Here is a 12,184-nt window from a genome sequence, read left to right on the forward strand (position 1 = left end):
ATGAAAAAACTATTTGCCATATCCCTAGGTGCACTTTTGATAAGTGCCTGTAATTCTGAACCCAAAGGATACGTGTTGAGCGGAACCATTACCGGAGAACCCGAAAATGGAACCCAAATATTTTTGAAGACCACCGATTCCCTAAACCAATTGGTGGATATCGACACTACCGCCGTCCAAGATGGACTTTTCAGCTTTAGCGGAAACCAAGTGGAGCCCAAGATGTACTATCTTTTTGTGGATAAAATGCGTGGAAACGTTCCGGTAATCGTGGAGAACGGAACAATCGATGTAGAATTCCAAAAAGATAGCATTGGATACGCAAAGCTCAAAGGAACCGAACAAAACGAAGTATTCATGGACTTTTTGGAAGAGTCCCGCAGGTTTTCTGAAAGAGCGCAATCTATGCAGAACGATATGCGTACCGCAGCCCAGCAGCAAGATACTGCCACTGTGGCCGCACTTCGCGAGGAATTCATGGAATTTCAGGAAGATGCCAAAAATTTCAACCTTGATTTTGCGAAGAGCCATCCAGATGCCTACATCTCCGTTTTGGTCATCGGTAACCTGTTGGCCACAAAGTCAGCTACCGTAGATGAAATCAAATCCATGTTCGAGGCACTTTCACCCGAGATGAAGGAAACCGAACCTGCAAAAAAGATTGCGGAGCAGCTTGAAAATTTAAAATCTACCGAAGTGGGAGCCACAGCGCCCGACTTTTCTGCCCCTACGCCCTCGGGTGACGTGCTAGCATTGAGCGATGTGACCAGCAATGCAAAACTTACCTTGGTCGACTTTTGGGCCGCATGGTGCAGACCCTGTCGTGCCGAAAACCCAAACATTGTATCGGTCTACAAAAAATACCACGAAAAAGGTTTCGACGTTTTGGGCGTTTCTTTGGATACCCAAGCCGAACAATGGACCGGCGCTATTGAAGCCGATGGATTGGAATGGAACCATATTTCCAACCTTCAGCGTTTTCAGGACCCGATTGCCCGTTTGTACAACATCAATGCTATTCCTGCTGCATTTTTATTGGACGAAAATGGGGTTATCGTAGCAAGAGACCTCAGGGGACCTGCTTTGGAAGAAAAAGTGGCCGAAATACTTGGTAAGAGCTAAATCAGCCCTAAAATATAGATGAACAAAGGTCTTGAAGTTTCAAGGCCTTTTTTTATGGGATTTATGGATGACCATCATTCCGTGCTTGACACGGAATCCATTCGAATTGAAAACCATACTTCCAATAAAATTACCTATGGCATCTTAGCTAAATCTTGCCCATTTTGTCTAATACAAAAAGGATGATGATAGGAATGGCCAAGAGCACCACAATCAAGGTGTCCGTGACAAAAAGTTCTGGTTTAAACAATAAAGTGGTTGCATATCCCCCAATGGCTCCCCCAAAGTGGGCGGTGTGTCCTATATTGCCCATCCGGCTTTTCATCCCCCAAATGGAATACAACAAGTAAGCAATCCCCAACACATAGGCCGGTAATGGAATGGGAATGAACATAATGCCCAATTGCATATCAGGGTTGAGCAATATGGCGGCGTACAACACGCCCATAACCGCACCACTGGCCCCTACGGCACTGTAAAATGGCTCATCTTTATGAAAAACCAAGGCCAAAAGGCTTCCTGCCAGCAGACTCACAAAATAGATGATTAAAAATTTGATGGAGCCGAACCAACCAATCACTACCGGAGCAAAAAAATACAGCGTGAACATATTGAGGAACAAATGGGAAAAATCCACGTGCAAAAAGCCAGAGGTGGCCATCCGTTCCCGCTGCCCCGCTTGTATGGCACTGATACTGAACTTGTATCTGTCAAAAAACGCCATATTATTGAAACCACGTAGTGAAACCAGCACATTGGCAGCCATGATGGCTATCGTAGCGATATGTAAATTGAGCATGTAAATAAAGGTTTGGGTTCAAATATAGCTATATTTGCACACAAGAATAGTCTATGCAGCTGGTAGTTTATATCCTTGTTTATCCTTTGCTCTGGTTGGTTTCCAGACTCCCTTTTAAAATCATTTATTTTATCTCCGATGGGGTCTACATACTCCTGTACTACCTTATTGGGTACCGCAAAAAGGTGGTGCGCAACAATTTGGCCCTTGTTTTTCCTGAAAAATCAGAAGAGGAACGATTGGTTATAGAGAAAAAGTTCTTCAGGCATATGTGCGATATCTTTCTGGAGATGATCAAGACTCTGGGGATTAGCAATAAGGAAGTCCAAAAAAGATTTACGGTCACCAACATGGAGGTGCTCCACGAGCTTGAAGCAAAGGGCATCAACACCATGCTGATGCTGCCACATTATGCCAGCTGGGAGTGGGTGGTTTCCCTTAATCTTCAAATTAAGTCCAAAGGCTACGGTATCTACCAAAAAATAAAGAACAAGTATTTTGATAAACTGGTACGGGACCTTAGGGGCAGGTTCAACACCCAACTGATTTCCACAAGGGAGTCCCGAAAAATTTTGAAGGACGCCAAGGAAAGTAAACTACTGCTCATGGTGGGTATCATTAGCGATCAATCGCCCATGGTCATCAAGGCCAAATACTGGACAGATTTTATGGGCATAGTGGTACCTGTGCATGTGGGGGGCGAGGAAATTTGCAAAGCAAACGATATTATTCCCGTCTACCTCAAGACACGTAAAATTGGAAGGGGCTATTATGAGGGTACGGTCAAGGTACTTTCCGAAAACCCATCGGAGGTAGAAGACTACAAAATCACCGACGCCTTTTTACGGGAGACTGAAAAATCCATCCGGGAAGCGCCAGAATATTACTTCTGGACACATAAACGTTGGAAACACAAGGACAAAGTACCCAAGGAGTTCCAGATAACAACCCAAAAGGTGGTCAATTCCTAGATTCCCGCTACTTCCTTGATTTCACCGATTATCCTATCCGCCAATCCATCGGCTTCGGCTTGGGACTTGGCTTCGGTATAAATTCTGATGATGGGTTCCGTGTTCGATTTTCTCAAATGCACCCAATTCTCCGGAAAATCAATCTTCACCCCATCGATGGTAGACACCTCTTCATCCTTATATTTATGGTGCATGGCCTCCAACAGCGCATCTACATCCAAGTCGGGCGTCAATGCTATCTTCTTTTTGCTCATAAAATAGCTCGGGTAACTGGCACGAAGTTCGGCCACTGTTCCACCGCGCTCGGCCATCAGCATCAAAAATAAAGCCGTCCCCACCAAGGCATCCCGTCCATAATGGCTCTCAGGATAAATGATACCGCCATTGCCCTCACCCCCAATAATGGCATTATTGGCCTTCATCTTGGTCACTACGTTCACCTCCCCCACTGCAGCAGCTTCGTAAGTGCCGCCGTGTTTTTCCGTAATGTCGCGCAAAGCACGGGAGGAGGAAAGATTGGATACCGTATTTCCTTTGGTCTTGGATAGCACATAATCGGCGCAAGCCACTAGCGTATATTCTTCACCGAACATTTCCCCATCATTGCTAATAAATGCCAATCGGTCCACGTCCGGGTCCACTACAATGCCAAAATCAGCCTTTTCCTCCACTACTTTCTTGCAGATATCGCCCAAATGTTCCTTCAAAGGTTCGGGGTTATGCGGAAAATGTCCTGTGGGGTCACAATATAATTTTACTACTTCAACCCCCAATTCTTCAAGCAATTTTGGAATGGCAATCCCACCTGTTGAATTGACCCCGTCGACCACAACCTTAAAGCCTACCTTTTTTATGGTCTCGGCATCTACCAAAGGTAATTCCAATACTTCATCTATATGGATATCGATGTAGGAATCGTTCTTTATGATTTCACCCAAATCATCGACCTCGGCGAATTCAAAATCCTCTTTCTCGGCCAAGGCCAAGATCTTAGCGCCTTGCTCCGCATCCAAAAACTCCCCTTTTTCGTTCAATAATTTAAGGGCGTTCCACTGTTTGGGGTTATGGCTGGCCGTTAAAATAATGCCGCCGTCCGCTTTTTCCAAAGGAACCGCAATCTCTACGGTGGGGGTTGTGGACAATCCCAAATCGATAACATCAATTCCCAATCCCACCAAGGTGGAGACCACCAAATTTTGTATCATCTCCCCAGATAAACGGGCATCTCGACCAATGACTACCTTCAGCTTATCCTTCGCAGCGTACGATTGTAACCAGGTACCATAAGCGGCAGCGAATTTTACCGCGTCAACGGGCGTTAAGTTATCGTTTGTGCGCCCTCCGATGGTGCCTCGTATGCCGGAAATGGATTTGATGAGTGTCATAATTGTTAAAAAAGTTTTTGCAAATATAATGGGGTATCCTCGATTCCATGTTTTGAATTTGTAAATTTCGTTGGAAAAGGAATTTGCCCCGATGAACTTCTTAGCACATATTTATTTATCGTTCGATGATAAGGAAATCACTTTGGGCAATTTTTTTGCCGACCATATCCGTGGAAATAAGTACCATCATTTTCCTGACAGAATACAAAAAGGCATCCTGCTGCATCGGGAAATAGACACTTTTACCGATGCCCATCCCATCGCAAGACAAAGCAGCAAACGTTTACACAAAAACTACAGTCACTACAGCCGTGTGATTGTCGATATTTATTATGACCACTTTTTGGCTAAGAATTGGACGGATTATTCCGATGTTTCCTTGGCCGATTATGTAGAAAACTTCTATGATTTGCTGGAAGACAATTACGATATTCTGCCCATGGCCACCAAACGGATGATGCCCTACATGATTGCCGATAACTGGCTGCTCAACTATGCCAATCTAGCGGGAATCCAACGCGTGCTCAATGGCATGAACCGACGGACCAAGAACAAATCCCGAATGAATTTTGCCATTTTGGACCTGGAGGAACATTATGAGGAATTTGAAAACGAGTTCACCGACTTTTTTAAAGAATTGATTACCTTTTCCAACCAAAAATTTATTGCCCTATGCGAAGACTGATACTCTTTTTGCCCTTGCTCCTATTCATCAATTGTAAGCAGCAACCCGCAACGCCAACCGGACTGGTCACTGAAAAAGCCATGGTCGTTTCCGCACGGGAGGAAGCCTCCCAATTGGCCGCGGACATCATGAAAAAAGGTGGTAATGCCTTTGATGCCATGGTGGCTACCGAGCTTAGCTTGGTCATAGCCTACCCTTTTGCCGGCAGTGTGGGCGGAGGCGGTTTTATGGTCTATCGCAAAAGCAATGGCGAAGTCGGCGGCATCGATTATCGGGAAAAGGCACCCCTCGCCGCCCACAAAGATATGTATTTGGACTCCTTGGGCAACGTTATCCCTGGCTTGAGCACTTCGGGCGGCACCGCCGTAGGCGTACCCGGAACCGTAGCAGGTGTGTTGGAAGTCCATAGAAAATTTGGAAAATTACCGCTAAAGGAAATCATTGAACCTATCATTGCATTGGCCAATAAAGGCGTTGTGGTTACGGAGAAGCAGGCAGAACGTCTTGCGGGTTATCGTGAGGATTTCATCAAGGCAAATAGCGATAGCACCAAATTTGCGGGACCTTTTACCGCAGGCGACACCATCAAATATCCGACCTACGCGAAAACACTTCAAAAAATTATGGAAGAAGGGCGCGATGGATTTTATAAAGGTGAAGTGGCCCAAAAATTGGCCAATTTCGTGCAAGAAAATGGCGGTTTGATTACCACTGAAGACCTAGAAAAATATGAGGCCGTTTGGCGCGACCCCATCGTTTTTAACTACAAGGACATTAAGGTGATTTCCATGAGTCCACCGAGCAGCGGTGGCGTTACCATCAATCAAATATTCAAAATGATGGAGCCCTACGAAGTGGCCAAGTACGGGCATAACTCGGCGAAGACCATCCAATTATTTACCGAGGCCTCACGAAGAGCCTACGCCGACCGTAACTTCTATTTGGGGGACCCTGATTTTGTGGAGATTCCTTACGATATGTTGTTGAACGATGAATACATTCAGGAACGGATGGCCAATTTCTCTTTTGACAAGGCTACCCTGTCCTCCGAGGTAAGCCATGGCGAGGTCGAAATTGTTGAGAGCGCACAGACCACCCATTTTTCCATTGTGGATAGCGAAGGTAATGCGGTCTCGGTCACCTCTACCCTAAACGGAGGCTATGGTTCCAAGCTGTATTGCGAAGAACTTGGTTTCTTTTTGAATAACGAAATGGACGATTTTAGTGCCAAACCAGGGGTTCCGAATATGTTTGGACTCATTGGTGCCGAAGCGAACAGTATTCAACCCGAAAAACGCATGCTCAGCAGCATGACACCCACCATTGTGGAAAAGGATGGCAAACTGTACATGGTGGTAGGAACTCCAGGAGGTTCCACGATTATCACAGCAGTCGCACAGACCATTCTTAATGTGTACGAATTCAACCTGAGTATGCAAGAGGCGGTGAACGCACCTCGTTTTCACCATCAATGGCTGCCCGATATGGTGATTTTTGAACCCGAAGGTTTTTCGGATGAACTCAAGGAACAATTAAAGTCCAAAGGATACATTATCAACGAGGAACGTACTCCAATCATTGGTAAGGTAGATGCCATCCGGGTGCTTCCCGATGGAAGACTGGAAGGCGGGGCGGACAAACGTGGCGATGACACCGCCGTAGGATTCTAAATTTCAGCCCTATGCAATTTGATGTTGTGGTATTGACGGACCATAGATATGTGTCCCCAACAAAAAAGACTCCTTATATTGAAAATGTACTTTTGGAGGACCGATTGGTCGTGGAAGCTATGCAAAATGAAGGGTTGACCGTAGGCCGAAAAGCTTGGGACGACTCCGATTTTGATTGGTCCACTACCCGATTTGCGCTATTTCGCACCACTTGGGACTATTTTGACCGCTTTGCCGACTTTTCCAAATGGCTCGAGCAAGCTTCACAACAAACACAGTTCATAAACTCCAAGGAACTCATCCGCTGGAACATCGATAAGCACTATTTGCAAGACCTGTCCAAGGCCGGGGTGACCATTCCCAAAACGCTTTTCATTGAAAAAGATTCAAGCATTACCCTTGCCGAAGCCGTTGCCAAAACACAGCTGGAGTACGGATTCGCATCGGATACTTTTATTCTAAAACCTTGTGTTTCGGGGGCTGCCCGCCATACCTATAAAATAGGGAAAGACGAAATTGGCAAACATGAATCCATTTTTAAGGAATTGATTGCGGAAGAAGCATTAATGCTTCAAGAATTTCAGCACCATATTGTATCCGAAGGAGAGATTTCCATGATGCTATTCAACGGAACATTCACTCATGCCGTATTAAAAATAGCCAAAGCGGGTGATTTTAGGGTACAGGACGATTTTGGGGGAACCGTGCACGAATACCAACCTACTGAAGAGCAGATTGCCTTTGCGCAAACTGTGGTTCACGCGGCTCCACAATTGCCCATGTATGCACGGGTGGATATCTTTAAGGACAATGATGGAAATTGGGCCTTGGCCGAGCTGGAAATTTTTGAACCCGAACTGTGGTTCCGCTTAAAACCTGAAGCAGCCGGTCTGCTGGCAAAAGCAATAAAAAATAGCTGTTTGATGCAACAGGCCTGATTGGAAAGCCTGATTGAACATGACCTACGAAAAACAATTTTAAAATGAAAATCGTACGATACGCATTGATGTTTGTGGTATTGGGCTGCATGGCCCAACGGCAAACGACAGGTGAATTGGTGGCTCTGGACGAAGCCTTTTATGATTATGTTGATCAACATGCAACCATTGAAGTGCTGGCCGATGGGTACATCTGGTCCGAAGGACCTGTATGGGTGAAAGATGGCGGCTTCCTGCTGTTTTCAGATGTACCACAGAATACCATTTTTAAATGGAAAGAGGGCGAAGGGATTTCCGAATTTTTGAAACCCTCAGGATATACGGGCGTTTTGCCTTACAGTCATGAGCCCGGCAGTAACGGACTCATCATAAACCAACAAGGCGAGTTGGTATCCTGCGAACATGGCGACCGTAGAGTTTCTCGAATGCCTTTGTCAAATGGAGGGAAAATAACCATTGCTGACCATTGGGAAGGCAAGCGGTTCAATAGTCCCAACGATATTGTACAAAGCTCGAATGGCACCTATTATTTCACCGACCCTCCCTATGGACTTCCACAGCAACAAAATTCCAAAACCCGTGAAATGGATGCCTTTGGCGTGTATAAAATTGATAAGAATGGGCAGGTGGATAGGGTTGTTGGGAATCTTTCCCGCCCCAATGGGATTGCCCTCTCCCCTGATGAAAAAATTCTATACGTCAATCAATCCGATAATGCGGCACCATATATTATGGCCTACCAGGTTCAGCCTGATGGCACTCTGCAGCAAGGTCGTATCTTTTTTGATGCGTCCCCCTTGCTGGAAGAAGGTTTGATCGGGTCCTTGGATGGTCTCAAAGTTGCCAAAGATGGGACTATTTTTTCGACCGGACCAGGAGGTGTATTGATTATCACGGAAAGCGGTAAGCTTTTGGGGCGCATCGCCACCGGACAACGCACCGCTAACTGTGCTTGGGGCGACGATGGTTCGGTACTGTACATGACCGCCCACTCCTATTTGATGCGAATTCAAACGAAAACCACTGGGGTAGGCTTCTAATTTTACTTGGCAATTTGTCTCTTGAGCTCTTCCATGGACTGCTGTAACTGCTTCAACAAGCCGGTTTCCGTAGTGGCATCCACGTTGAAAGTCAATTTGCTGCTTACCTCCCAAATTTCTTGGATTTGGAAAGGTTTGATTTCGTAAGGCGGATAGGTCTCGTTGAGAGAAACCAAGGTAATGTTATTGGAGTTCGGTTTTCGTTCAATCTTTTTCACCATTACCGAATCCTGAAGCACAACAACGTACATTTTATTGGGACTCACATGGTCGATGTGCTCGATGGCTCGTGCAAGAACCCAATCATTGGGTCTCAAATTGGGGAGCATACTATCGCCCTCCACCTGAAAGCCACGATAGGTCGCATTGCGAAATTCAGGAATGGGCATATCAAAAGCTGGTAATTGTCGGTACCAGCTGGTATCGGAAATATTTTGTGGATACCCCGCTGCTGCCTTGGCATTGACCATCACCATGTTGTCGTTATCGGAATTATCCACGGTGACCACCTTGGGAATGACACTGGTTTTTGAAGTGTCCAAATGCTTTTGGTCACTTTCACCAAACAACCATAAAGGGTTGATTTTGAACTGTTTTAAAAGTTCAGCAACTACTTTTCCGGACAGCCTGGTCCTACCCCGTTCAATATCGGCAGTCGTATTTTTAACACCCAACAATTGGGCGAACTCTGTTTGGGTGTATCCGAGTTCCCTTCGGATGTCGGTAAATCGTTTAAGGGTTATTTCATTTTCCATCATCTAGTCAATAATGTCCTGTCCAGCGCAGTCGAGACATTATGCAGCATTTTAATCTCGAAAGCAATGATAGGGACAATCTATTCTCAAATATAGGGTATTTGGATTATTTCCAAAACTTTTTATGGATTATTTCCAATATTTGGAATTTTTCCATATTTTTGATTGGAATATTTCCAAGATATGAACTTTGAAAGAATTCGAGAAAAACTGAACATTCTAGCGGATGCCGCCAAATACGATGTTTCCTGCGCCAGTAGCGGAAGTAACCGAACCAACGCAAACAAGGGGTTGGGGAACGCTTCCAAAATGGGAATTTGCCATAGCTATACTGCGGATGGACGTTGCGTGTCTCTTTTAAAGATCCTGCTTACTAACCACTGTATTTTTGATTGCGCCTATTGTGTGACACGGAAAAGCAACGATGTTCCAAGGGCAGCTTTCAAGGTACAGGAAGTAGTTGATCTGACCATTAATTTTTACAGAAGAAACTATATCGAAGGGCTTTTTTTGAGTTCCGGGATATTTAAAAGTCCCGACCACACCATGGAGCGCTTGATTGCGGTGGCCAAAAAGCTCCGCGAAGAGGAAAACTTCAACGGTTACATTCATTTAAAGTCCATTCCAGGGGCAAGTGACGAATTGATGTACGAGGCGGGACTCTATGCAGATAGACTTTCCGTAAATATTGAAGTGCCAACGGTTTCAGGACTTAAACTGTTGGCTCCCGACAAAAAGCACGAGGATTTTACCAAACCCATGGAAAAGGTGAAAAATGAAATCGTTCGCTACACCTCGGAACGTAAAATCATTAAAAGTACACCAAAGTATGCCCCAGCTGGTCAGAGCACCCAAATGATTGTAGGTGCATCAGGAGAATCGGATAAGGACATCATGTATTCCGCTACCTATTATTACAAAACCTACAACATGAAACGGGTCTATTATTCGGGTTATGTGCCGGTGACCCACGATTCACGTTTGCCAGCCATTGGGACCCAAGTGCCCATGTTGCGGGAGAACCGACTATATCAAACGGATTGGCTATTGCGGTTTTATGGTTTTTCGGTAAAGGAACTGCTGAACAACGAACATCCTAATTTGGACATGGAGGTCGACCCCAAACTTTCATGGGCCCTGCGCAACCTGCACCACTTTCCGGTGGACGTGAATTCAGCAGATAAACGCCTGCTTGCACGGATACCCGGTATCGGACTGCGGTCCGTGGACAAAATTGTAAAGGCTAGAAAGTTTCGAAAATTGAACTGGGACCATCTCAAAAAAATGGGAGTGGCCCTCAACCGTGCCCAATATTTTATGGTGTGCGACTCCCGCTTCTGGGAACGCCGTGATTTGGATGCGGAGAAGATAAAAGGTATGATTCTGCAACATTCCACCGGGAAATTTCGGAATCAGTACAGTACGCAATTGTCCCTATTCAATTAGAAATGGACAATTGATAAATGAGTCAGTTAAAATGACTTCAAAAAACCAAAAAAAGTAGGTGTTATGAACGCTTCAACAACCTTAGTGTACGATGGCAGTTTCAACGGATTCCTGACCGCCGTCTTTGTTGCCTTTGATGAAAAAATCAATGTGGCCGATATTCAAAAGAACCATCAGGCCCATAGCGGGCTGTTTTCGGAAACCGAAACGGTGTTTACCCATGTGGAAAAGGCGAAACGGGTCTGGAACGGTATCCGAAACAAGAGTCACAATGCCATTTCCAATGTGTATTTTGCCTTTTTGAGCGAAACCGAAGGGATAGAGCTGCTGTTGTACAACTATATCCAAAAATTGATGCGAGACAAAAACGGGAAATATATGGATTACTCAGATTCCACGGTGTTGCACATTGCCCAACTGGCCAAAAAGGTAGGACGCGAAAAGCACCGCATGGAGGCCTTTGTAAGGTTTCAGTTGACCAAAGATGGCATCTACTTCGCCAATATTGAACCCGATTTTGACGTATTGCCCTTAATCTCCAAGCACTTTCGTGACCGCTACGCGGACCAAAAGTGGTTGATTTATGACGTAAAGCGCAGCTACGGAATTTATTATGACTTGGACCATGTGGAAATGGTATCCCTAAACCTAAAGGACATCCATCACAACAGAACGGTGAAAAGCGCTGCCTTTGCGAATGAGGAATACGAATACCAGACCCTTTGGAACGATTATTTTAAGAGCACTAATATTGCATCGCGTATCAACCCCAAATTGCATGTACAACATGTGCCCAAAAGGTATTGGAAGTATTTAAGTGAGAAGAAAGAGGCAGTTTGATCAGCCCTTCCCCTTCTCCCCCACAAAATGGTCGCTTTTGGCTTTGAACAGCACATTAAAACTAGTCAAGCTGCCATAAATGCGAGTAATATATTGTTGTAAGTCCACTTTTTCTTGGTCGTCCAAGTTTTTGCTGCTATTGATTTTTTGTTCCATCACCCGAATACGGTCACGCACCATTACAATCTTATGAAAAAAGGTATCTATTGGCATTTCTTTGCTGGCCGTGCCATCCCCAGGGTCCAAAATAAGCTTGCCCCCTTTCCACTTATCCGCCATTGGCACTTTTTCGTGTGTATCGCTCCATTTTTCCAAAATCTTGACCAAGGAGCGTTCCACATCAAAAAAACTGACGCTGTCCACTTCGTCTTCCACACCTTCAATCACTTCAAAATCCGCATCCAAATCAATGGTTTCCAATCCATTTTCCATAAAAGTGACCCAATAGTGCTTGGATGATACATTGGTGACTACACCTTTGCCGTACTCGGGATGCTCGATTCTGGAGCCAATGCCTAAAATTTTCATAATTG

At 45.1% G+C, this 12,184-nt stretch carries 12 protein-coding genes; 8 read left to right on the forward strand and 4 right to left on the reverse strand.

What is annotated here, in order from left to right:
* Entirely contained in the window at positions 1–1,122 is a 1,122-nt protein-coding gene (locus ABNE31_RS11740) for a DUF4369 domain-containing protein (RefSeq protein ID WP_293282518.1), read from the forward strand.
* 148 nt (positions 1,123–1,270) lie between these two features.
* Here ABNE31_RS11740 and ABNE31_RS11745 read toward each other — a convergent pair whose 3' ends face one another.
* Positions 1,271–1,921 carry a rhomboid family intramembrane serine protease gene (locus ABNE31_RS11745; protein WP_127141826.1) on the reverse strand — a complete coding sequence of 217 codons (651 nt, stop codon included), beginning with the start codon at positions 1,919–1,921 and terminating at the stop codon, positions 1,271–1,273.
* Between the two features lie 53 nt (positions 1,922–1,974).
* On the opposite strand from ABNE31_RS11745, the gene ABNE31_RS11750 reads away from it, so the two are divergent.
* Complete coding sequence (locus ABNE31_RS11750; protein ID WP_349351271.1) at positions 1,975–2,892, forward strand: lipid A biosynthesis acyltransferase; 918 nt, start codon at positions 1,975–1,977, stop codon at positions 2,890–2,892.
* Here ABNE31_RS11750 and glmM read toward each other — a convergent pair.
* The gene (gene glmM, locus ABNE31_RS11755; RefSeq protein ID WP_306012977.1) at positions 2,889–4,277 is read right to left on the reverse strand and encodes a phosphoglucosamine mutase; all 1,389 of its coding nucleotides are present in this window, start codon (positions 4,275–4,277) and stop codon (positions 2,889–2,891) included. The two genes, ABNE31_RS11750 and glmM, sit on opposite strands and share 4 nt — an antisense overlap.
* Positions 4,278–4,368: 91 nt before the next feature.
* Between glmM and ABNE31_RS11760 the strand changes: the two genes are divergently transcribed.
* From ABNE31_RS11760 to ABNE31_RS11775, 4 genes are read left to right on the forward strand one after another with little or no spacing between them, the layout of a single operon-like run.
* On the forward strand, positions 4,369–4,962 hold the full coding sequence (locus ABNE31_RS11760) for an acyl carrier protein phosphodiesterase (protein WP_349351272.1): 594 nt from the start codon (positions 4,369–4,371) through the stop codon (positions 4,960–4,962).
* Positions 4,950–6,632: a gamma-glutamyltransferase gene (ggt, locus tag ABNE31_RS11765; RefSeq protein ID WP_349351273.1), complete on the forward strand. Its 1,683-nt coding sequence runs from the start codon at positions 4,950–4,952 to the stop codon at positions 6,630–6,632. Before ABNE31_RS11760 ends, ggt begins: the two co-directional genes overlap by 13 nt.
* An 11-nt stretch (positions 6,633–6,643) precedes the next feature.
* Positions 6,644–7,570, forward strand: coding sequence for a hypothetical protein (locus tag ABNE31_RS11770; protein ID WP_349351274.1), 927 nt, complete (start codon positions 6,644–6,646; stop codon positions 7,568–7,570).
* Positions 7,571–7,614: 44 nt separating this feature from the next.
* On the forward strand, positions 7,615–8,610 hold the full coding sequence (locus tag ABNE31_RS11775) for an SMP-30/gluconolactonase/LRE family protein (protein ID WP_349351275.1): 996 nt from the start codon (positions 7,615–7,617) through the stop codon (positions 8,608–8,610).
* A 2-nt stretch (positions 8,611–8,612) separates the two neighbouring features.
* On the opposite strand, the gene ABNE31_RS11780 is transcribed toward ABNE31_RS11775, so the two are convergent.
* Complete coding sequence (locus ABNE31_RS11780) at positions 8,613–9,365, reverse strand: S24 family peptidase (protein ID WP_349353048.1); 753 nt, start codon at positions 9,363–9,365, stop codon at positions 8,613–8,615.
* A gap of 183 nt (positions 9,366–9,548) precedes the next feature.
* Here ABNE31_RS11780 and ABNE31_RS11785 point away from each other — a divergent pair, with 183 nt between their 5' ends.
* Positions 9,549–10,811, forward strand: a complete 1,263-nt coding sequence (locus tag ABNE31_RS11785; protein ID WP_349351276.1) for a putative DNA modification/repair radical SAM protein — start codon at positions 9,549–9,551, stop codon at positions 10,809–10,811.
* 63 nt (positions 10,812–10,874) lie between these two features.
* Positions 10,875–11,651, forward strand: coding sequence for a TIGR03915 family putative DNA repair protein (locus ABNE31_RS11790; protein WP_349351277.1), 777 nt, complete (start codon positions 10,875–10,877; stop codon positions 11,649–11,651).
* Here ABNE31_RS11790 and ABNE31_RS11795 read toward each other — a convergent pair whose 3' ends face one another.
* Positions 11,652–12,179, reverse strand: a complete 528-nt coding sequence (locus ABNE31_RS11795; RefSeq protein ID WP_349351278.1) for a hypothetical protein — start codon at positions 12,177–12,179, stop codon at positions 11,652–11,654.
* Between the last annotated feature and the right edge of the window lie 5 nt (positions 12,180–12,184).

This window comes from Flagellimonas sp. MMG031 (genome assembly GCF_040112705.1).
In the GTDB taxonomy this organism is placed as follows: domain Bacteria; phylum Bacteroidota; class Bacteroidia; order Flavobacteriales; family Flavobacteriaceae; genus Flagellimonas.